21 protein-coding genes are annotated in these 21,865 nt (G+C 61.6%); 8 read left to right on the forward strand and 13 right to left on the reverse strand.

The window, feature by feature from the left end:
• Nucleotides 1-187: 187 nt before the first annotated feature.
• The 11 genes from ACFIQF_RS04375 to ACFIQF_RS04425 all read right to left on the reverse strand — a co-directional run bounded on the left by ACFIQF_RS04375 (nt 188) and on the right by ACFIQF_RS04425 (nt 12,268).
• Entirely contained in the window at nt 188-1,027 is an 840-nt protein-coding gene (locus tag ACFIQF_RS04375) for a carbohydrate ABC transporter permease (protein ID WP_393940450.1), read from the reverse strand.
• Nucleotides 1,024-1,923: a carbohydrate ABC transporter permease gene (locus tag ACFIQF_RS04380; RefSeq protein ID WP_393940452.1), complete on the reverse strand. Its 900-nt coding sequence runs from the start codon at nt 1,921-1,923 to the stop codon at nt 1,024-1,026. The genes ACFIQF_RS04375 and ACFIQF_RS04380 overlap by 4 nt, the downstream gene beginning before the upstream one ends.
• 127 nt (nt 1,924-2,050) lie before the next feature.
• Complete coding sequence (locus ACFIQF_RS04385) at nt 2,051-3,301, reverse strand: ABC transporter substrate-binding protein (protein WP_393940691.1); 1,251 nt, start codon at nt 3,299-3,301, stop codon at nt 2,051-2,053.
• Nucleotides 3,302-3,425: 124 nt separating this feature from the next.
• On the reverse strand, nt 3,426-4,451 hold the full coding sequence (locus tag ACFIQF_RS04390; RefSeq protein ID WP_393940454.1) for an ABC transporter ATP-binding protein: 1,026 nt from the start codon (nt 4,449-4,451) through the stop codon (nt 3,426-3,428).
• A 153-nt stretch (nt 4,452-4,604) separates the two neighbouring features.
• Nucleotides 4,605-4,799, reverse strand: a complete 195-nt coding sequence (locus ACFIQF_RS04395; RefSeq protein ID WP_393940455.1) for a DUF2905 domain-containing protein — start codon at nt 4,797-4,799, stop codon at nt 4,605-4,607.
• Nucleotides 4,800-4,823: 24 nt separating this feature from the next.
• Nucleotides 4,824-6,455, reverse strand: coding sequence for an amidohydrolase (locus ACFIQF_RS04400; RefSeq protein ID WP_393940457.1), 1,632 nt, complete (start codon nt 6,453-6,455; stop codon nt 4,824-4,826).
• 83 nt (nt 6,456-6,538) lie between these two features.
• Nucleotides 6,539-7,441, reverse strand: coding sequence for an ABC transporter permease (locus ACFIQF_RS04405; protein WP_393940459.1), 903 nt, complete (start codon nt 7,439-7,441; stop codon nt 6,539-6,541).
• 17 nt (nt 7,442-7,458) lie between these two features.
• Entirely contained in the window at nt 7,459-8,472 is a 1,014-nt protein-coding gene (locus tag ACFIQF_RS04410) for an ABC transporter ATP-binding protein (RefSeq protein ID WP_393940462.1), read from the reverse strand.
• Nucleotide 8,473: 1 nt separating this feature from the next.
• On the reverse strand, nt 8,474-9,604 hold the full coding sequence (locus ACFIQF_RS04415; RefSeq protein WP_393940465.1) for an ABC transporter substrate-binding protein: 1,131 nt from the start codon (nt 9,602-9,604) through the stop codon (nt 8,474-8,476).
• A 232-nt stretch (nt 9,605-9,836) separates the two neighbouring features.
• On the reverse strand, nt 9,837-10,805 hold the full coding sequence (locus ACFIQF_RS04420) for a TauD/TfdA dioxygenase family protein (protein ID WP_393940466.1): 969 nt from the start codon (nt 10,803-10,805) through the stop codon (nt 9,837-9,839).
• Nucleotides 10,806-11,161: 356 nt separating this feature from the next.
• On the reverse strand, nt 11,162-12,268 hold the full coding sequence (locus ACFIQF_RS04425; protein ID WP_393940468.1) for a class I SAM-dependent methyltransferase: 1,107 nt from the start codon (nt 12,266-12,268) through the stop codon (nt 11,162-11,164).
• A gap of 135 nt (nt 12,269-12,403) precedes the next feature.
• Between ACFIQF_RS04425 and ACFIQF_RS04430 the strand changes: the two genes are divergently transcribed.
• The 8 genes from ACFIQF_RS04430 to ACFIQF_RS04465 all read left to right on the forward strand — a co-directional run bounded on the left by ACFIQF_RS04430 (nt 12,404) and on the right by ACFIQF_RS04465 (nt 18,572).
• The gene (locus ACFIQF_RS04430; RefSeq protein WP_393940471.1) at nt 12,404-13,087 is read left to right on the forward strand and encodes a hypothetical protein; all 684 of its coding nucleotides are present in this window, start codon (nt 12,404-12,406) and stop codon (nt 13,085-13,087) included.
• Entirely contained in the window at nt 13,084-13,884 is an 801-nt protein-coding gene (locus ACFIQF_RS04435) for an SDR family oxidoreductase (RefSeq protein ID WP_393940473.1), read from the forward strand. Before ACFIQF_RS04430 ends, ACFIQF_RS04435 begins: the two co-directional genes overlap by 4 nt.
• Nucleotides 13,881-14,294, forward strand: coding sequence for a dihydroneopterin aldolase (locus ACFIQF_RS04440; RefSeq protein WP_393940476.1), 414 nt, complete (start codon nt 13,881-13,883; stop codon nt 14,292-14,294). The genes ACFIQF_RS04435 and ACFIQF_RS04440 overlap by 4 nt, the downstream gene beginning before the upstream one ends.
• A gap of 8 nt (nt 14,295-14,302) precedes the next feature.
• On the forward strand, nt 14,303-14,701 hold the full coding sequence (locus ACFIQF_RS04445) for a dihydroneopterin aldolase (protein WP_393940478.1): 399 nt from the start codon (nt 14,303-14,305) through the stop codon (nt 14,699-14,701).
• A gap of 4 nt (nt 14,702-14,705) precedes the next feature.
• On the forward strand, nt 14,706-15,701 hold the full coding sequence (ttcA, locus tag ACFIQF_RS04450; RefSeq protein ID WP_393940481.1) for a tRNA 2-thiocytidine(32) synthetase TtcA: 996 nt from the start codon (nt 14,706-14,708) through the stop codon (nt 15,699-15,701).
• Nucleotides 15,702-15,837: 136 nt separating this feature from the next.
• Nucleotides 15,838-16,533, forward strand: a complete 696-nt coding sequence (locus tag ACFIQF_RS04455; protein WP_393940483.1) for a DUF4136 domain-containing protein — start codon at nt 15,838-15,840, stop codon at nt 16,531-16,533.
• A 37-nt stretch (nt 16,534-16,570) separates the two neighbouring features.
• Nucleotides 16,571-17,212: a histidine phosphatase family protein gene (locus ACFIQF_RS04460; protein WP_393940486.1), complete on the forward strand. Its 642-nt coding sequence runs from the start codon at nt 16,571-16,573 to the stop codon at nt 17,210-17,212.
• A 406-nt stretch (nt 17,213-17,618) separates the two neighbouring features.
• Nucleotides 17,619-18,572: a LysR family transcriptional regulator gene (locus ACFIQF_RS04465; RefSeq protein WP_393940489.1), complete on the forward strand. Its 954-nt coding sequence runs from the start codon at nt 17,619-17,621 to the stop codon at nt 18,570-18,572.
• Nucleotides 18,573-18,653: 81 nt separating this feature from the next.
• On the opposite strand, the gene ruvB is transcribed toward ACFIQF_RS04465, so the two are convergent.
• Nucleotides 18,654-19,730: a Holliday junction branch migration DNA helicase RuvB gene (gene ruvB, locus ACFIQF_RS04470; RefSeq protein WP_393940493.1), complete on the reverse strand. Its 1,077-nt coding sequence runs from the start codon at nt 19,728-19,730 to the stop codon at nt 18,654-18,656.
• Nucleotides 19,727-21,631, reverse strand: coding sequence for a trypsin-like peptidase domain-containing protein (locus tag ACFIQF_RS04475; RefSeq protein ID WP_393940496.1), 1,905 nt, complete (start codon nt 21,629-21,631; stop codon nt 19,727-19,729). The genes ruvB and ACFIQF_RS04475 overlap by 4 nt, the downstream gene beginning before the upstream one ends.
• Between the last annotated feature and the right edge of the window lie 234 nt (nt 21,632-21,865).

Below are 21,865 nucleotides of genomic sequence, written 5' to 3' on the forward strand. Positions count from 1 at the left end.
TATTCGCTACATTCACAACACTCAAAGTGAAAGATCTAAGCACCACCAAAGGTCCGCTTTGGATTGAAAGCACCCCTCCAACCGTGACCAAAAAACACGACACGCTTTATGCACAAGGCCTGCGCCAGCCCGGGGTCGCGCTGGAGATGTGGATAACTTGGGGCTTAACTGCGGCCCAATAATCCGCTCACTTGATACCCGCACGCATAAAGCTTTGCACAAACTGGCGCTGGAAGAGGATAAAGCCGACCAGCAGCGGGGCCGATGTCATCAAGGTAGCGGCGGTGATGGTGGACCAATCCACGCCCTGCTCTACGCTGGAGAACACTTGCAAACCCACGGTGAGCGGGCGCGATTCAACGCTGTTGGTGATGATGAGCGGCCAGAGAAAATTGTTCCAGTGAAAGCTCACCGATACCAGCGCAAACGCGGTGTAGACGGGCTTGGCCAGCGGCACGTAGACGCGCCACAAAATCTGCAAGGTGCTGGCACCTTCTACGCGGGCAGCTTCGTCCAGCTCTTTGGGGATGCCCATGAAGGTTTGGCGCAGCAAGAAGATGGCAAAGGCCGACGCAAAGTACGGCAGGCCAATGGCAAACAGCGTATCTACCAGGCCCAGGCGCGCCATGGTTTGGTAGTTCTCTACCAGCAGAATGTCGGGCATGATCATCAGCTGCACCAGCACCAGCGCAAAGGCAATGTTTTTGCCCCGAAACTCGTAACGCGCAAACGCAAAAGCCGCCAAGGTGGAGAGCACCAGTTGCGCCGCCAAGATGATGGTGACGAGCAAGCTGGTGTTCAGAAAATAGCGCGCAAAAGGCGCGGCCTCCCAGGCGTTGCGAAAGTTCTGCAGCGTCCAAGGCGCGCTCAGGTCAAAGCGGATCGCGTATTCGCTGCTGTGGAAGGCGGTCCAGAAAGCGTAGGCCAGCGGCAGTATCCACAGCAGCGCCAGCAACCAGGCGGCCAAGGTGTCGAACCAGGTGTGGCGGTAGATGACCGCCGGAGCATTTGCATGGGTGCCGCTCATTTGTAGTGCACCTTTTTGTCCAATACGAAGAATTGAAACAGCGCCACGCTGGCCAGCACCACCACGAGCACCACGGTGATGGCGGCGGCATAGGCCGTGTCCCAGAACTTGAAGCCCACCTCGTACAAGTGGTAGAGCAGCAAGGTGGTGGCGTTGTCCGGCCCGCCGCGCGTGAGGATGAAAACATGGTCTACCAAGCGGAAGGCGTTGATGACGGCGTTGACCAGCACGAACAAGGTGGTCGGCATCAGCAGCGGCCATTGCACGCGGCGGAAAAAGTACCAGCGCGATGCGCCTTCAATGGCAGCGGCTTCTTTCAAGCTCGGGTTGAGCGTTTGCAAGGCCGCCAGGTAGAAGATCATGAAGAAGCCGGCCTCTTTCCACACTGCCACCAAAGTAACCGCCGCCAGCGCGGTAGAAGGGCTGCCCAGCCAGTTGTGCGATGGCAGGCCCAAGGCGGTGGTGACTTGCTCCAGCAAACCGTATTGCGGCGTGTAGAAAAACAGCCAAATGTTGGCCACCGCAATCATCGGCAATACGGTGGGCGTGAAGTAGGCCATGCGCACAAAGGTGCGGCCGGCAATGCGCTCGTTCACCCACACAGCCATCAGCAAAGCCAGGCCGATGGACGCCGGTATGGTGGCCGCTGCAAACCACAGGTTGTTGCGCACGGCTTGCCAGAAAACCGGGTCTTCCACCATGGTCTGGTAGTTGTCGATACCCACCCACACCGCGGCGCGCGCGCCTTTGGGCGTGGAGTAAAAGCTGTCGATAAACGTGGCCACCGCTGGCCAGTGGGTAAAGGTGAGCAGCAGCACCAGCGCAGGCAAAAGCAGCAACCAAGCATGGATGCTGCGCTGGCCCGTGCCGGCGATGGAGGAAGAAGAGGCGCTCATTGCCAAATGGGTTCAGGTCTACAAAGTTTCAGCCCGGCATGCGGTTGCACCGGCCGGGTTCAGCGCCGGCTGCCAACCATTGGCTGCAATTGCCAGTCATTGGCGGCCAAGCGCTGCAAGCCAGCACTTATTGGTAGCTGCGCAGAATGCGATCGGCTTCTTTCTGCGCGTCTTTCATGGCTTGGGCCGATGTTTTGGTGCCGTTGAGCGCGGCTTGCACCGCGTCGTTCAGCACCTTGGTCACGCGCTGGTTGTCGTGCGTGGAGAACTCGGCCACCGAGACGGGCAGTTGGTCGCGGGCCACCAAGGCTTGCGGGAACTCCTGGCCGTATTTCTTGAGCGTAGGCGTTTCGTAAGCGGCGGGCGAGACGGCTACGTAGCCGCTGTCCATGCTCCACTGCGCGGCACGCTCGGGCTGGGTCACCCACTTGGCAAATTCAAAGGCGGCTTGCTGCTGCTCCTTGGGCGCTTTCTTGAAGATGTAGAAGTTGCCGCCACCGGTGGGCGAGCCGCCCTTGCGCACATTGCCGGCAATCTGGCCCACGCCAAAGTCGAACTTGGCATTGGTTTTGAGGTTGGTCAGGTTGCCCGTGGTGGTGATGATGATGGCGGCCTTTTTCTCCATGAAATCTTTGGGCGTGGTGCCCCACTCGACCACACCCTTGGGGTGCACGCCTTCCTTGGAGAGGTTGACCCAGAAGTCCAGCGCCTCAATGACCTTGGGGTTGTCAAACGTGACCTTGGTGCCCGCTTCGTTGGCCAGCAGCACGTCGTTAGGCGTGGTGAGGGTTTGCAGCATCCAGTAAGCAAAGCCGGTGGAGGGGATCTGGATGCCGTACTGGGTGACGTTGCCGTTGGCGTCTTTTTTGGTGAGCTTTTTAGCCGCTTCGTTCAGCTCTTTCCAGGTGGCGGGCGCCTTGTTCGGGTCAAGCCCGGCTTCCTTGAAAGCCTCTTTGTTGTAGTACATCACCACGGTGGAGCGCTGGAAAGGAATGCCCCAGGTTTTGCCGCCGGTCTGGCTGTTGGCCATGAAGGCCGGGTAAAAGCTTTTGAGCCAGGCTTTGTCGGCATCGCTCTTGGCCAGATCGTCGATGGGCACAATCGCGTCTTCGTCGATCAGGGTGAACATGTCGGTAGACAGCAGCACCGAAGTGGCTGGTGCCTTGCCCGATTTATTGGCGGTAAGCGCCTTGACGATGGTTTCCTGGTAAGTGCCCGCATAGATGGGCGTGATCTTGTACTGCGGGTTGGCCTTGTTGAAATCGGCGGCATAGCCGTCGATCACCTTGGTGATGGGGCCGCCCACCGCGACCGGGTAGTAAAAGGGCACTTCCAGCGGATCAGCCGCATGCGCCAGCGGGGCGCTCAGGCCCAGCATGGCGGCAGAAGTGGCGAGGATGGTCTTCAAAAAGGTGTTGCGCTGCACGGAATCACTCCTGGGTTAAGCGCCCTGCTCTGGGCGCGTAGCAAAACAGATCGGTCAAAGAAAAAATCCACCAGCCTCAGGCCATGCGCCGGCCTTGGGCGTCGAAAAAATGCATGTCTTCAGCACGCCATGCAACCCGCACGGTTTGCCCCAGCGCAGCCGCTTGCTGGCCAGGGGCGCGCACCGTGAGTTGCTCGCTGCCAATCGCGCAGCGCAGCACCACATCGGCGCCCAGATATTCGAGCCCGGTCACCTGGGCGTCCACGCCTTCGTCGGCCAGCAGCAGCACCGCCTCGGGCCGCAAGCCCAGCGCCGCCGCGCCTGCGGGCGCTGGAAACTGCACCTGGCTGCCAGCAATGGCGTTGCCGCTGAGCTGCAAGAGGTTCATCGCCGGCGTGCCGATAAAGCGCGCCGCAAAAGTAGTGGCCGGCCGCGCATACATCTCACGCGGCGCAGCACATTGCTCAACCTTGCCTTGGTGCAGCAGCACCACCTGGTCGGCCATGCTCATAGCTTCGGCCTGGTCGTGGGTGACGTAAACCACCGTCAAGCCCAGGCGCTGTTGCAGCTCGCGCAGCTCGGCACGCATCTCTTGGCGCAGTTGCGCATCCAGATTGGAGAGCGGCTCGTCCATCAAGCACACATGGGCTTGCGCAACCAGAGCGCGCCCCAAAGCCACACGCTGCTGCTGGCCGCCCGAGAGCTGGCCGGGTTTGCGGTCTAACAGGTGCGAAAGGCCCAGCAGATCGGCCGCGTCTTGCAGGCGCTTCTGCGCCTCGGCCTTGGGCACTTTGCGTACCGACAGGCCAAAGCCAATGTTCTCGGCCACCGACAGGTGCGGAAAAAGCGCGTAGTTCTGGAACACCATGGCAATGCCGCGCTGCGCGGGCGGCAACGCCGTCACATCTTTGCCGCCAATCAGCACCTGGCCAGATGTGGCTGTTTCCAGCCCGGCAATGATGCGCAAAGTAGTGGATTTGCCGCAGCCCGAGGGCCCGAGCAGCACGCAAAAGCTGCCCGGCGCAATCTGCAGATCAACGGAATGCAGGGCCGTGGTGTTGCCCCACGATTTGGCAACCTGCTTGAGCTCAATGGATGACATCGCGCCAGTGTATGAAGGTGCAATGACAATTTGTTTACAAGCTTTCCCGCATATCGTTGCAAATTCAAAGGGCCTGCACTCTGGCAGGCCCTGCGCGGGGTTTACAAATGTGACGATTTGCGGCGGTGCAGCATTGGCACTGGCTGCCCTTGGCTACAACCAACGCGCAACCGCCCCCGCCAACAAACTCAGCACCACGGTAGTCGCAATCGGCAGCCAAATTTTTTTGCCAAAGATGGTGATCTCAAAATCGCCGGGCAGGCGCCCGAGGCCGATCTTGCGCAGCAGCGCTGAGAAGCCGTTGAGCAACAACAGCGCAAGAAAGATGACGATGAGCCAGCGGAACATGGGCGCCAGTGTAGTTGCTGCGGATCAGGCCGCTTGCGAGACCTGGCTGGCCTGGTAGACCTGCTCGCCAGCCACCCAGGTGGCGGCAACACGCAGGGAGCCAATGGCGGCGGCGGACACGCTGAATATGTCTTGCTCCAGCACGGCAAAGCTGGCTTCAAAACCGGGGGCAATTTGGCCGAGCTGGCCGTCAAAAGGCGAAAGTTTGGCGGCGCGTGCCGTGTAGAGCAATACGGCTTGCGGCACGGTGAGCGCCTGGCTGTCTACGATAGGCGCGCCGTTGTAGGCGCGGCGCTGTACGGCGGCCTGGATGGAGACGAAGACGTTGTCCGGATCGGCCCAGGTGGTGGCCGGTGCGTCGGACGAGAGCGCCACATGTTCCAGCTCTTGGTAGAAGGTTTTGAGCGCGTAGGATTGGTCGAACTCCGAATCCACCAGGTTCTCGGTGTAGGCGTCGTACTCGGCAAACATGAAGATGATTTGCGTGGCCACGCCCCATTGCATGGGCATGGCGTTCATCTGTGCAATCTGCGCAGGTTTGAGCAAGGTGGCGTGCTCCAGCCGCACCGAGGGAATGCCGCCAGGCAGCCAGGGCTGCTTGTCGGCAAAGAAGTCGATCACCAATTGCAAAGCCGCATCGCCCATGGCGTGCACCGCCATTTGCGCGCCGTTGGCAACCGACCATTCGTAAGCCTGCTCCAGCGCTGCGCTGCTGAGCAAAGACATGCCAAACAGGCTGCCCGTGTGTTTGTAGGCGCAGCTGCACCAGGCGGTTTTGCCGGAGATGGAGCCATCGGCAAACAGCTTGATGCCTGCGATTTTGACGCGGCCGCCCTTTTGCGCCGCTTGCAAGCCGGCCAGCAGATCGCCCTTGCACGGCTCCCAAGAGAAGTACAGCGCCGCTTGCTGTTTAAAGCCCGCTTGCGCCGCGTCGCGGTAGACATCCAGGTGGTGGAAAGGCTGGGTGAAAGCCATCATGTCAGTCACCGCCACAATGCCGCGCTCGCTGAAGCGCTGCGAGGTGCGCGCCAGGCTGCCTACGGCCTGCGCGTAATCGAGCACGGCCTTGGCGCGTTGCACCACGCTGTTGGCGGCCAGCTCGGTGAGCACGCCGTTGGGCGTGCCGTCTGCGTCGCGGCCAAAGTGGCCGCCAATGGGATCGGGCGTGTCTTTGCCAATGCCGGCAATCTCCAAAGCGCGGGTGTTGCAGATACCGGAGTGGCAATCCGAACGGCCCACGTAGACCGGCTGCGTGGTGGAAACCAGATCCAGATCGTGGCGCGTGGGCGTGCGGCCTTCTTTGAGTTTGGATTCGTCGTAGCCCCAGCCTTCGATCCAGTCGTTCGGACCGAGGCCGGCCTTGGGGTGGTTTTTGAGCGCAGCGATCAGGCCGGGAATGTCTTCCACCAAGGGCACGGTGCAAGGCACGGCATCGACGATTTGCGACAAAAAGGTGGGGTGCGTGTGCACGTCGATAAAGCCGGGCAGCACGGTTTGGCCTTGCAGATCAACCTGCTGGTCGGCAGCGGGTTGCTGCGCATCGCCGACGTTGCCGATCCAGCTGATTTTTCCGTCTTGCACGGTGAAGGCGGAGACGAATTCGGTTTCGCTGCGGCCGGTGAAGACTTTGGCGTTGGTGAACAGGCAGGACGACATAGGTGGCAAGCAAAAACGGAAAAAACAGACAAGGCAGAAAGACTGCCATTGTCTGCGAATCCGCCCCTTCCTTGCCTCAGTTGCTAGCGCTGTACGCCCCAGCGCCGCACGGTGATGCGTTCAAGCTGGTGGAAGCCCAGCGTCTCCACCAGCAGGCCGATGATGATGACCAGCGCCAGCCCGGCGAAAACCTGGTCGGTGTAGAGCTCGTTACGGCTTTGGAAGATGTACCAGCCCAGCCCGCCTTTGCCCGAAGATGCGCCAAACACCAGCTCGGCCGCAATCAGCGTGCGCCAGGCAAAGGCCCAGCCAATTTTGAGGCCCGACAGAATCGAGGGCAGCGCCGCCGGCACCAGTATTTGCAGCACATAGCCCAGGCCGCGCAAGCCGTAGTTGCGGCCCGCCATGCGCAAGGTTTCGGGCACCGCCTGAAAGCCGGCATAGGTGGCCAGCGCCAGCGGCCACAGCACCGAGTGCACCAGCACCACCAGCAAGCTGCTTTGGCCCAGACCAAACCACAGCAGCGCCAAAGGCAGCAAGGCAATGGCGGGCAGCGGGTTGAACATGCTGGTGAGCGTAGTGAGCAGATCGCGCCCCCACTGGCTGGACACGGCCAATACGGTGAGCAGCAACGCGCCCACCACGCCCAGCAAATAGCCTTGCAGCAAGATGCTCAGCGACACGGCAGCTTTGCCCAGCAGCTCGCCATTGGCCAAGTCTCGCACCAGGGTGACCGCTGTTTGGCTGAAGGTGGGCAGCAGCAGATCGTTGTTCTGCACGCGCGCCACCACTTCCCACAACAGCGCCAGCACGGCCAGGATGATAGCTTTGCGCAGCGCCGGGTGTTGCAGCAGGCGGGTGGCCAGCGGCAGTTGGCGTGCCTGGATTTGGGCCGGTGCGGCGGGCAGGTCGTACTCGGCCTCGGGCCGGATCGGTGGCAGCGCTTTGCCGCCGCTGGGCAAGGCTGCAATGGAAGTTAAAGCCATGGCATTCTCCTGGCGGTTCAAGCGGCACGGCGCAGAGCGCTGGCGGCTGTGTACGGGTCTTGGCTCTGCGTTGCAGCGCCCAGCTCTTCGTCAAACAGCAAGCGGTGAATGCGCTGGTGCGCACCCTGAAACTCCGCGCTGCCACTGCTGGCCAAACCAAATTGCTGCGCGTTGATTTCGGCGCGCAAGCGGCCCGGGTGCGGCGAGAGTATGGCGATGCGGTTGCCCACCACCAGCGCTTCTTCGATGGAATGGGTGACGAAGACCAGGGTGAAGCGCAGCTCGTCCCACAGCGCCAGCAGCTCTTCTTGCATGCGGCGGCGGGTGAGCGCATCGAGCGCGGCAAAAGGCTCGTCCATCAGCAACACTTGCGGGTGCATGGCCAAAGCACGGGCAATGGCCACGCGCTGTTTCATGCCGCCCGAGAGCTGGTGCGGGTGCACGTCGGCAAAGCGGCTCAGGCCCACTTTCTCCAGGTACCAATCGGCGCGCTCGCGGGCTTCGAGCTTGCCCGCACGGTGCGATGCGAGCAGCGGAAACATGACGTTCTCGCGCACGGTTTTCCAGGGCGGCAGCTGGTCAAACTCTTGGAACACCATGACGCGATCCGGCCCGGGGCCGCGCACCTCGGCGCCGTTCAGGCGGATCTGGCCTTCGCTCACCGGCACAAAGCCAGCCATGGCCTTGAGCAAGGTGGATTTGCCGCAGCCCGATGCGCCCAGCAGCACAAAACGGTCGGCGCCATGCACGCTCAGGCTCACCTGGTGCGTGGCGCGCACCACGCGCTCGCGGGTGTTGTAGTCGATGCTGACTCGGTCTACCTCCAACAGCGCGCCGTGCTGCGCTTGAGCGGCCGGGCCGGGCTGCGCTTGTGGATAAGTCGGTGCATGTTGGCTCAGGCGATCGGCCAGCTCCGCCTCGGCCAGGCTGGCAAAGGGCTCGGCCGCGCTGCACAGCCAGGCCGAAGGGGCAACGGCCACATCGCCGTCTTGGCCGCCAAAGTTGCGGCCCATCAGATTGCGCCAAACCATATCAATTGCCTCCGGAGACGCGCGGGTCGTCAAAGAAATAATCCTTGGCGGCCAGCGGCTTGGTTTTGATGACGCCCACCTGGTGCAAAAACTGGCCCAGGCCCAGCGTGTTTTGCGGCTGGATGGTGAACTGCACCTGCGGGTTCTGCAAGATTTGCAGCACCAGCTTTTTGTCGACCTTGCCGCCGCCACCGCTCTTCAAAAAGATGTCGGCCGCCTGTTCGGGATTGGCCTGAATGAACTGGGCCGATTCGGCCAGTGCATCGACAAAGGCACGGTAGGTTTTGGGGCTCTCCAGCTTGAACTTCTCGGTGGCGTAGAGCACGGTGGACGAGGCCGGGCCGCCCAGCACGTCGTAGCTGTTCAGCACAATGTGCGCGTTGGGGTTGCCAGCCAGCTCCAGCTCCTGGAAAGGCGGGTTGCCAAAGTGCGCGGTGATTTCGGTGCCGCCTTTGATGAGGGCGGCCGCCGCATCGGGGTGCGGCAAGGCCACTTGCAGCTTGTCGAGGCGCTGGTATTCCTTGTCGCCCCAGAGCTTGGCCGATGCGTATTGCAGCACCCGCGACTGCACCGATACGCCAACCGCCGGTGTGGCTATGCGGTCTTGGTCCGTGAAATCGGCAATGGTTTTGACCTTGGGGTTGTTGCTGACCAGGTAATAGGGAAAGTTGCCGAGCGACGCCACGCCTTTGACGTTCTGCTTGCCCTTGGTGCGGTCCCACAGCGTGAACAGCGGCGCTACACCAGCGCCAGCAATATCGACATTGCCAGACAAGAGCGCATCGTTGACCGCAGGCCCGCCAGAAAACTGCAGATAGCTGACCTTGATGTCCACGCCCTGCGCCTTGCCGTGCTTCTCGATCAGTTGCTGGTCTTGCGCTACGTTGAGCAACAGGTAGACGATGCCGTATTGCTGGGCAATGCGCAGCTGGCCTTCTGCCGCTTGCGCGCTGCCCAGGCTCACGCCCCAGATGGCGGCGGTAGCGGCCAGCACGGCGGCCGCTTGTTTGCTGGCTTGCCCCAGGCGCTTGCGGCGTATGGCTGCCGTTGGAGTTGAGATTTGTGCTCTTTTTTCAGGAGCAAACTGTGCTTGTTGGCTGGCTTTTTTTTCAGAAATTTTCGGGAAATTCATGGTCTGGCAATCTGTGATGGAGAAGCCCGCAGCGCGCAGCGAGTCGCGCTGCGCTTGTGGATAAGTGGCTGCGGGAGAGGCGTCAATCGCCGCTGGTGAATGGATGGCTGAGTGACCGGTGCCAGGCCGCAATGGCGTGCGCCGGGTGGCCAGCATCAACACGCAGCGGCCAGAGCCATCGATATCAAAAACAGTTGCTGGCCTTGTGCGGCAGGCGTTGGGCGGACTTGGTTCATACCGGCACATCACCTTCAATCGTGGTGCGGTAGAGCTTGCGACGCTGGTCGGCAGGCACGCCTGTGGCCAGGTGCAGCACGGCGCGGTTGTCCCAGAAAACCAGGTCGTGCGGCTGCCAGTGGTGGCGGTAGACGAACTGCGGCTGCGTGCTGTGGGCAAACAGCTCGGCCAGCAAAGCCTCGGAGCGCGCTGGCGGCAAGCCGATGATGCGGGTGGTGAAATGCTCGCTGACGAACAGCGCCTTGCGCCCGGTTTCTGGGTGCGTGCGCACCACCGGGTGTACGGCAGGCTGCACCTCAGCCATTTGCTCGGCGCTCAGCTGCGGGCGGAAAGGGTTGCGCGAGCGCAGCTCTTCGTACTTGTGCAGGTAGCTGTGCTCGGCCAGCAAGCCCTGGAGCTGTTGCTTGAGCTGGTAAGGCAGCGCCTCATAAGCGGCCACCTGGTCGGCAAACAAGGTATCGCCCCCAACATCAGGCAGCTCTTGCGCATGCAAAAGCGAGCCCAGCGCCGGCTTTGGTTTGTACGACAGATCCGAATGCCAATACGCGCCGGCATCGCCCAGGCCGGTGGGCTGGCCGTTTTCGATGATGTTGGAGACGACGAGGATCTCGTCATGCTCGTCGAGCTTGTAGTTGCGCAGCACATGGCGCTGCAGCGGGCCAAAGCGGCGGCTGAAGGCGATGTGCTCGGCCGGCGTGATGCGCTGGTTGCGGTAAACCACCACGCTGTGGTCCAGATGCACTTCATGCAGGCGGGCAAAGTCGTCGGCGGTGAGCGGCTTAGCCAGGTTCAGGCCGCGCACTTCCACGCCCAGGCGGCGACTGCTGCCCGCAGGCTGCGCAATAGGCCGCACCTCGAAGTCTTGCGCACCCTGGCTGCGCACCGCCGCAGGCAGCACCGAATCAGGCACCGGGCGGCGAAACGAGAACGGGTGGGCAGTCAGAACATCGAACAGGGCAGACATGGCAGCTCTCCTTGGCAGTGGTGGTTTTTCAACCTTGCAGCCACTGTAGAAGCCCGCCCATCAAAGCAAAACGAATAAAAATGGCTATTCTTATGCGCGTAGCTGCTAAGGCGTAAGCAAGTGTTCTGTCCGCACCGCTGCGCGTTGGGCTCTCTGTCATCGCCGCTTCACAGTCAGGCGCGAGAATGCAAACCTGTCGGCGCACCACAAGCCAGTCTGTATGCCACGCCCAACGCCTTGCCTGCCGGCATGCGCCGCATGCAGCGCATATGTCAGGGCTTGGTGCCGGCAGCCAAAGCCTGACAGCTTGCTACTACAAGCCAGGAATTGGATCGTGCTGCTCGCAATGCGCCTTATTACAGCCGGTGCATGCGGTCGCCCTGCACAAAGCCTTGCGCGTTCCAGAATTCCACGCCTTTGCTCAGCATGATCGCTTTGAAGAATTCGCCCATTTCGTGCTCCATCATCAGCTTGGCTGCCTTGCTGCGGGCGATGACTTCGAGCTGATCGAGCTTGGCGGCCAGCCCGCAGTTGATGAGGAAATGCGCCTGGCTGGTATAGCCCAGCACTTCAAAGCCAGCGTATTGCGCGGCCACGGCAATGCCGGTGAAGTTGACGTGGGCGGTGATGTCTTTTTGCCCGAGCAGCACCAACGGATCGCTGTCCACCTGGTGCAGGTGGTGGCAAACCAAGGTGCCCATGTGGCGCTGCGGGTGGTAGTACTCGGACTCACCGAAACCGTAGTCGATAAGGATGGCGGCGCCCCGCGTCATGCGGTCACCCAGCGTGGCAACAAAGGCCTCGGCCTGCGGGTGGATCTCGGTCAGGTAATCGGCTGCGGCCGGCAGATCGGGCTCCAGCGGCGGACGCAGATCGGTAGGCCGCTCGGCCCAGCCGAACTGGATATTCTCGCCATCGCGCGCGGCCAGTACCACGCCGCGCTCGTGCCATACGCCTTGACGGCGCAGCAGCAGCTTGACGGGCATGGCATCGAGCACCTCGTTGCCCACCACCACGCCCTGCATCTGCTCGGGCAAGGCGCTCGCCCACTGCACTTTGTCGCCAAAGCGGGCCAGGCGCTCTTGCTGGCGCGCACGCAGGGTGCCCGACAGATCGACGATGGTGTAGCGCGTGCAGGCATCACCCAAGGTGGACAAAATCTGCTCGGCCAGCGCGCCGGTGCCGGCGCCAAACTCCCAGATTTCGCTGGTCTGGGTGTGGACAAACGCATCCTGCACCTGGGCCGCAACCAGCTCGCCAAACACCGGCGACAACTCGGGCGCGGTGACAAAGTCGCTGCCCTGCTCGGGCAGCACGCCAAATTTGCTGCGCGTGTTGGCGTAGTAGCCCAGGCCGGGCTCGTACAAGGCCAAGCGCATGAATTCGTCAAACGCGAGCCAGCCGCCGGCCTGCTCGATCGCCTGAAGAACCTTGGCATTCAATGCTGAAGTGATTTCCGTCATAATTTTGGCGATTCGCCCAGTCTGCAACTACCGCCTGCCATGAGTGATTCTGATAATTCCGCCTCGACGCAACCGTCCTCCGAACTTGTCAGATGGCTACAATCGCTGGCCCTGCCCCTGTGGGCACGCTGTATTTTGGTTATTGTATTTCTGGCGGTGATGCTGGGCGGCCTTGGCCTGGTGGGTTGGGGCGCCGTGCAGCGCGACAAGGAAGCCGTATCCGCCGCAATTGGCCTGCTGACCATTGCCTTGCCTGTGAGTTTGGTAGTGGTTGGCCTGGTTTTTGGCCAGCGCAGCGAAAAGCGCCTGGTGGCGCTGACCGATGCGATTTTGGACCAATTGCTGCCGCAGCAAATAGAGCAAATTGCCTGCCGCCCCCGTGGCCGCCAGTGCAGCAAACTCTCACGCAGCGGTTGCCGGGCCACTTACCTGGTCAAAACGCCGGGAGATGACAGCCTGCGCCCGCCACTGAAGTTCAGTGTGGAGCTGAACGTGAAGAAGGTGAACCTGATGTTCAGCCTGCCAGCGGGCCTGCCGCTGCATGGAACCCAGGCCCGGCAAGCCGTATTGCAAAGCTATCAGCATGTGATTGCGGGTGCCACCGCCGAAGGCTACCAAGCCAACAGCGAGCTGGCCAAGTATGGCGGCGAAGATGGAGGAACCGCGATTTTGTTTTACCGAACCCTGCCCGAGGATTTTTTGCTGCGCCCCATGGAAAAACTGTACTTTGCCCAAGACCTGGGCTTTTTCGTGCGCGGTATTTTGGAAGCACAGGAAAGCGCGCTGGATGCCCTGTCGCCCAGCGGAAGCGCCGCATGAGCGCCCAGCCACGCCCTTGGGCCCTGGTGACTGGCGGCGCTCAGCGCCTGGGCCGTGAAATAGGCCTGTCCTTTGCCAAGGCGGGCTGGAACGTGTTTTGCCACTACCAGCATTCGCACGAGCAGGCACTGCAGACGCAGGCCGAGATTCGCGCGCTGGGCGTTGAATGCCAGCTGCTGCGCATGGATCTGGCCGAGCCCGATGCCGCCAGCAGCCTGCTGGCCCAGTGCGAAGCGCTGGCGCAGACGCCGCCGCACTGCATTGTCAACAACGCCTCCATTTTTGTGAATGACGACGCCGGCAGCGCCACCCAAGAGATGCTGCTGCGGCATTTTCAGGTGAACACCGCCACGCCGCTGCTGCTGGCCAATGCGCTGCGCCAGCGGGTGGAAAAACTGGAGCCGCCGACTCGGGGACAGTTCAGCGTGGTGCACCTGCTCGACCAGAAGGTGCACAATCTCAACCCGGATTATTTCTCGTACACGGTCAGCAAGCTGGCGCTGGAGCGCAGCGTGGCCTTGCAGGCCCAGGCCTTGGCGCCTTGGGTGCGGGTCTGCGGCGTGTCGCCCGGGCTGGTTTACCTCAGCGGGCCGCAAAGCCAGAGCAATTTCGATGTGGCCAGCCGCGTCAACTTGCTGCAGCAAGCCATTCGCCCCGCCGATGTGGCCGCCTGCGCTGTGTTTATTGCCAGCAACCCCAGCCTCAATGGCGCCACCTTGCCCGCTGACAATGGCCAGCACCTAGTGGCGCTGAACCGTGATGTCATCTGGGCCGTCGAAAGCCCTGCCGCCCCATGAATTCGCCACTGCTAGCCTTTGCCGCCCTGGACGCCCAGATCGCCCTGCGCTGCCGCGCGCTGAGCCTGCGCCAGTTCGAATGCCCGACACGCATTGGCGTGCACGCCTTCGAGCGCCAGCAAGCCCAGCGCATGTGGTTTGACGTGGATTTGTGCGTCAAGCTCGACGATGCGCCAGCTGACCGGGACGATATCTCACAAACTGTCGATTACGACTTCATCCGGCACAGCATTCTGGCCATCGTGGGCGAACAGCACCACGAGCTGCAAGAAACCTTGTGCGACGCCATTTTGCAGGCTCTGCTGCAACGGCCGGATGTGCATGCGGCGCGCGTGATGACGCGCAAGCCGGATGTGTATGAAGACAGCGAGTCCGTCGGCACTGAACGTGTCGCAATCAAACCATGGTGAAGACCAGGATGACGACCCTTGCTAACCCTGCTGCCAGCCCCTTGAAAACCGGCTTGCAGACCCTGACCCTGACCGGGTTGCGCTTTGATGCCAACCTGGGAATCCTGGCGCACGAGAAAATAGCGCCCCAACCGATCCAGGTCGATGCCGAACTGAACTTGGGCCAGCAGCCGCTGGCCCCGCGCGATGACGACATCACCCATGTGCTGGACTACCGCAAGGTGCGCCAGATCATCATCGACGAATGCACCGCCGAACACGTGAACCTGCTCGAGAGCCTGATTGGCAAACTCGCCCAGCGCCTGATGCAGCTGCCCAGCGTGCACGGCGTGCGTGTGAAGATTGCAAAACTGGAAATTTTTGACGACTGCGAAGTCGCGCTTCGTACCGAAACCGGACAATGGTGACCCTATGAATGCCCCCACCGATACCGCCCAATTGGCCGCAGCCGCCAACAACGCCTGGAATTTTGACCAAGAGTCCGAACAGGCCAGCGCTGAAGATGACACCACGTCGGGCGAAAAGCGCCTGAAGATCCAGCGCGAAAACCACAAGCTGGAAAAGCGCCTGTGCCGCGAAGTGGCCCGCGCCATTGGCGACTACAACATGATCGAGGACGGCGATAAAGTCATGGTCTGCATGTCCGGCGGCAAGGACAGCTACACCCTGCTCGACATTCTGATGAAGCTCAAGGCGCGCGCGCCGATCAAGTTCGACATCGTGGCCGTCAACCTCGACCAGAAGCAGCCCGGCTTCCCCGAGCACGTGCTGCCCGAGTACCTCACGAGCCTGGGCGTGGATTTCCACATCGAGAACCAGGACACGTACAGCGTCGTCAAGCGCGTGGTGCCCGAGGGCAAGACCACCTGCGGCCTGTGCTCGCGCCTGCGCCGTGCCATTTTGTACAAGGTGGCCGACCAACTGGGTTGCAACAAGGTGGCGCTGGGCCACCACCGCGACGACATCGTGCAGACGCTGATGCTCAACATGTTCCACGGCGGCATCATGAAAGCCATGCCGCCCAAGCTGGTGAGCGACGACGGCAAGCATGTGGTGATCCGCCCGCTCGCCTATGTGCCCGAGAAAGACACCGAGCGCTGGGCGCAGTACCGCGCCTTCCCCATCATCCCCTGCAACCTGTGCGGCAGCCAGGAAAACCTGCAGCGCCAGATGATCGGCGACATGCTGCGAGAATGGGACCGCAAGCACCCCGGCCGCGTCAACAACATGTTCCGCGCCCTGCAGCATGTGGTGCCCACGCACCTGGCCGACAACAAGCTTTTCGACTTCCAGAACGCCAAACCCACCGGCGTGGCCGATGAAAACGGCGACAAGGCTTTCGACCATGACGAGCTGCCCGTCGCCCCGAGCTTGCCCGGTGGCGTGCAAGTGGTACAACTGGGCTGATCCAGCCCCACTGCGCTGGCGGCTGACAGCCGCTGCGCGCACCAGCCGATAAACTGCGAGACTGCGCTGTGTCCCGAGGATGCAGCGCTTTTCTCGTTTCGCCCCGGTGGCGTGAGACCTTTTTGATGGAGGCACTATGGCAAAGACGACATCTGCCAACGCGGGTTTGCGCCCTTGGTTGCTGAGCGGCCTGGTGGTGGCCGCTTTTGGCCTGAGCGGCTGCTCATCGGTACGCACGGTCGAAAGCGACGTACAAAGCTATTCCACCTTGGCCCAACTGCCCTCGCCAGCCACTTACCGCCTGCAGCTGCTGCCTTCGCAGCAGGCACAGGGTGCATCGTTTGAAGCCGTGGTGCAGCAGGCCCAGGCCTCGCTGGCAGGCGTTGGCCTGCAGCGCGACGATGCCAATGGCCGCCTGGTAGCGCAAATTGCAGCACAGGCACGCTACACTCCCGACAGCTGGCTGCTGCCCGGCAGCCCCTACAACCCGTACGGCGGCTTTGGCTGGGGCCCCGGTTTTGCCATGCGCGGCGGGCTGATGTGGCGCGACACCGGGCCAGCCTTGCACTACCGTGCCGTGCAGCTGACCTTGCGCGACCACGCCAGCCAACAGGTGGTGTACGAAACATCGGCCCGCTATGAGGATGTATGGGTGGACGACAACGTCATCTACCGCATCCTGTTCGACTCAGCGCTCAATGGTTTTCCACAACCGCCCAGTGGCCCGCGCAAGGTGACGGCCACGGTTGGCGCGCCGGCGCCGGCGCCTGCATCCGCCACGCCCACTCCCGCCGCGGTAGCAACAGAGCCCGCCCCGGCTGCCAAGCCCTGATACCTGCTGATACTTGCTGATACCTGATTGCTGCCCCATGAACGCCACCCAGATCATTGCCATCCGCCACGGCGAAACCGACTGGAACCTTGCCGCCCGCCTGCAAGGCCACACCGATATTGCGCTGAACGCCACCGGCCTGCAGCAGGCCCGCCAAATGGCTGCCGCCTTGGCCGACACAGCGCTCAGCCACATCTACAGCAGCGACCTGCTACGCGCCTGGGAAACAGCGCAGGCGCTGGCCAGTGCCAACGGTGCGGCGCTGACGCGTGATGCGCGCCTGCGCGAGCGCAGTTTTGGCGATTACGAAGGCCAGCGTTTTGTCGACATAGAGGCGCAAGACCCCGAATCCGCACTGCGCTGGCGCAAGCGCGACCCAGGCTTTACCCCCCCAGGCGGCGAATCGCTGCTGGATCTGCAAGCCCGCATCACGCAAGCCGTCTTCGCACTGGCCGAGCGGCACCAGGGCCAGCAAATAGCGCTGGTTGCGCATGGCGGCGTGCTCGACACTCTGTACCGCCTGGCCACGCGCCAGGACCTGCAGGCGCCCCGCACCTGGGAGCTGGCCAACACCAGCGTCAACCGCCTGTTGTGGACGCCTGACAGCGGGCTCACCCTGGTGGGCTGGGGCGATACCAGCCATTTGCTGCAAGCGGGCAGAGACGAGCTGGCGACCTGATGAAAGCCCGGCCAGGAGGGCGCCGCCAACGGACAATGGGCTAGCGCGGGTCAGACAGTACAGTGATTGGCCTATCAAACTCCTGACAGTCGCACATTACCAAAATGTAACTATCTCAACAAAAGTCAACGCAATGACGCTCAGCGAAGAGACGTCAGAACCACACAGTTACAACAAGTGTGAGCACACCCTCTCATAATCTTGTAGTTGTTGACCTACCTCAAGCGCTGATTTTTGATTGGTTTACACGGGCTGAATATCAATGATCATTACAAAGTCGATGTATATTTGCAATTGAACGTAGGAATAACACTCGATTACTTTTTTGAGCGCAAACTGCCCGCCAAGGAGCGCCCCTGGTTGATGCAGCTTTGCTTTTTGCCGAATTGAACCGACCTGGCTTTTTATGACCGACGCCGAACTGCCTCGCAAACCAGCTCCCACGCCATCGCTGCGTCAGCTCAGCTGTTTCAAAGAGGTTGCCAACCACCGCAGCTTCAGCCGCGCTGCCCAGGCTTTGTCGATGAGTCAGCCCGCGCTGTCCTCCGCCATTCGCGAGCTGGAGACGCTGCTGGGCACACCGCTGTTTGACCGCAGCACCCACCATGTCCGCATGACGCCCGCCGGCGAAGCCGTGCGCCCGCAGGTGGAATGGATGATCAACAACTTCGTCCAGGGCGTGCAAGACCTGCAGCAACTGCTCAAGTACCAGGCCGATACGGTACGCATCAGCTGCATTCCCTCGGCCACCCATTTGCTCGCGCCCTGGCTGGCCCGCTGGCAAGATTCGCACCCCATGGTCGATCTGCAGCTGCAAGACATGCGCAATGACGACCTGCTGGCCGCCGTTGCCAACGGCGGTGCCGACATTGGCCTGGGCCTGGAGTTCACGGGGCCCACGGCTGTCGATACCCAGTTTGTCACCGAAGACGAAATCATGGCCGTGCTGCCAGCCGACCACCGCCTGTCCAAGCAGCAAGAGCTCAAGTGGAGCGATCTGAGCGACGAGCCACTGGTCATCCTCTCGCGCGGCAGCACCTACGAAATGATCGTCTCGGTGCTGGAGCAGCAAGGCGTGGGCGTCAGCCACACCGAAACGCTGAGCTTCACCGAGTCGCTCTACGCGCTGGTGCGCAGCGGCTTGCGTATCGGCCTGATATCGCGCCTGTACACGCAGTGCCATATTGACGACGATCTGGTCACCATGCCGCTGAAATCGCCGCTGCTCTCGCGCCGCATCTGCCTGATGACGCGCACCGCCGAAAGCAACCGCCGCCCCATCGTGCAGGAATGCTGGGATTACCTGTGCCAAAACATGGGCAGCACGCCCGCCGGCAAAACCAATAAGCGCGGCAGCTGAGCATGCTCTGAAAAAACCACACCCCAAAAACCAACAGGGCGCCCACCAGGCGCCCTGCTGCATTTCAGAACCTGCGGGCTCTCACACCAACGAGCCCTGGCCACCTTGTCCAGGCGCCTCGCCCACCAAACCCAGGTGGCGGTAAGCGGCCTGTGTGGCGATGCGACCACGCGGCGTGCGCTGCAAAAAGCCTTGCTGAATCAGATAGGGCTCGATCACATCTTCGATTGTGCCCGGCTCTTCGCCAATGCTGGCGGCAATATTGTCGAGCCCGACCGGCCCGCCATCGAAGCGGTGCACCACCGCTTCGAGCAACTTGCGGTCCATGATGTCAAAACCCAGCGGGTCTACATCCAGCATCGCCAGCGCCCGGCTCGCCATATCTTGCGTGATGCGGCCATTGCCTTTGACATCGGCATAATCGCGCACCCGGCGCAGCAGCCGGTTGGCGATACGCGGTGTGCCGCGCGAGCGGCGGGCAATTTCCAGCCCGCCTTCGTCGTCGATCGGCGTGTTCAGCAAACCGGCACTGCGCATCACAATCTTGCTCAGCTCGGCCGTCGTATAAAACTCCAGCCGCGCCACAATGCCAAAACGGTCGCGCAGCGGGTTGGTCAGCATGCCGGCCCGTGTAGTGGCGCCCACCAAAGTGAAAGGCTGCAGATCGAGCTTGATCGAGCGCGCCGCCGGGCCTTCGCCAATCATGATGTCAATCTGGTAATCCTCCAGTGCCGGGTAGAGAATTTCCTCGACCACGGGCGAGAGGCGGTGGATCTCGTCGATAAAGAGCACATCGTTGCGCTCCAGGTTAGTCAGCAGCGCGGCCAGGTCCTTGGGCTTTTCCAACACCGGGCCGCTGGTCTGGCGCAGGTTCACGCCCAGCTCGGCGGCGATGATGTGGCTCAGCGTGGTCTTGCCGAGGCCAGGCGGGCCGAACAGCAGCACATGGTCCAGCGCCTCGCTGCGTTTTTTGGCCGCACCAATGAAAATCTCCAGCTGCTCACGCGCCTTGGCCTGGCCCACGTACTCATCGAGTAACTTGGGGCGCAGCGCACGCTCCAGCGCCTCTTCCTGCGACGAGCTGGCACTGGCAGAGATCACCCGGTTGTCGGGCTGGGGACTGGGGGCAACGGCAAAAGAATCGGTATGGATAGTCATGGTGAGGGCAAAGGCGCAGCCCACACATAATAAGCCAGCCCGTCATACAAATAGTCGGCATCGCCTCGCCAAGCATCGCGTTGCGCCTGGTCCAAGGTGTATCGGTGTGAACTGGCACTGAATTGGTAGAACCGATACAAGGCCTGCATGCCTGGTTGCGCTTGCGCGGGGGTCCACCAAGCGATGCCTTCGTATCGCAGCTGCGGATAGGTGGCTTGGACATACGCGCTCTCCTCACTGCTGGCCGTATAAAAGTGAGCTACCACCTCCGGATTGAAAAACCGGTGCACCGCGACACTACCTGGCACCTGCTCAGCCGCCCCGCCAAATGCAATGCCTACATAATTCACGTAACCCGCCAGCACTGCAATCACGGCATCACGCTCTTGCGCCGAGATGGTGTAGAACTCCGCGCCGGAATGAGGAATATGGAACTGATACACCGGCTGGATGGCAATCGCCGCGCTCGTGCCTTCTCCCAACCACGGTGAGAACTGGCTGCGCAACGCTTGGTCCAAGCGGCCATACACCACCTGCGCGCCACTGACCGGGCACCAGGAATCCCCACCAGTCAGCGTCCCAACCACCCGCCCGTTCACAAACAACGCTGAGCCACTGCTACCCGGCTCTATGGAACCTGACGTCAAGGTCATGCGATAAAAATGCCCTTGCTCCTGCGCTCCCTGCGCGCAGTCAAGCTGATGGTACGCGTAGTCCACCGTGCAGGCCGCATTCTCTTTGAGCACACCTTGGCTGAACTTTTGCATGTCACCGCGCGGATGGTGAATACCTGCAAGCGCCTGCCCTGCTACCAGCGTTTCAGCATCCCAACCGGCAAACACAGCGTCTTCAGGGGGTGTATCGACCAACTCCAGCAGGGTCATATCGTTTTCCAGGCTGGAAGCTAGCCAGCGCGCACCGTTGTAACGCTCGACATTGCCTGGATTGACCTGGTTGCCATCGCATGATTGCGAGTAGAAAAACCAGGAGGTCTGCAACGTGGCTGCAGTCTCCTGGTCTTTGGCGCAGTGGGCCGAGGTCAGCACATAGGGCTTACGGTCTTGGCGTGGATTATTGATCAGGGTGCCCGTGCATTGAAAAGTTTTCGCCTCACTGACGTACACCATCCGAATGACTGCATTGCGTAATTCCAGCAAGCTGGATTGGCAATTGACGTCCTGCTGGCATTCATTGGAGCGCCACTTCAACACATTGGCACCAGCAGGCGCTGGCAAAGGCTGCACCGCTGGAGCCTCCAACACCTCGGACAACCTGGGAACAGAAAAGGCAATGCTGCTGCGCTCTGCCCCGGGCGGCAGCAGCACCTCCAGTACAGGCTGCGGACCTATATCTGGCGTCCACCAGATACGCTCACCGGTTGCCGCGTCTCGCGGCAACCGCTCAAGCAAGGCCGCACCCGTGACCTCGTGGACTGCCGCCGCCTGATCGCCGGCATACATGCGTATGACTGCCGATGCCGGCAATGCCTGCCACCGCACCTCCAGGCGCGCGCCCCAGGCACCGTTTAGCTGAATCTTCAATGCAGCCGCCTGGCCTCCCGTCGCCAAGTCTGTCCACTGCAGCAGGCCCGATGTTTGCAGGTGCGTGGCCAAAGGCTCAACCGTCCGCGCAATGCCAATCTGGCGAACACCATTGTCTTGCTGCAATGCAGACCTGGTGTTGGCGCTCTTTGGCAGCACCACTACCGCAGCCTGGGCGGCGGTACGCAGTCTGATCAGCTTGGTATGGCTTGCCGCAGAAACCTGTGGCATTTGCAGCGAGTTGACGCTTAAAGCGGCCTGCAAATCTGCACCATGCAAAGCGATGAAAAACGAGAAGCATACGATTCGCCACCGCGAAGCCAGCTTCTGTTGGATGGAATACGTCATGTGCTCAGCCATACGTCCTCCTCGCGTGCCTGAAACCGGACTGCTGCGGCAAGCAACAAGCTGACAGCAGCATGCCCCCTGAAATCTAAGCAGTCCCTGGGCGATCAGCCTGTCAGCATTCACCTATAAAAAACATGTATTGGTAATGAGTTGTGACCTGCTCTCAGCCACATTGGCGCTTCAAGCGCAGGAGTGCGCCCATGCTGGGCGCACAAAAGAAACAGGCCTGCATCGGCAGGCCTGTCA

The sequence above is a fragment of the Comamonas trifloxystrobinivorans genome, assembly GCF_043359985.1.
Lineage (GTDB): Bacteria > Pseudomonadota > Gammaproteobacteria > Burkholderiales > Burkholderiaceae_C > Comamonas > Comamonas trifloxystrobinivorans.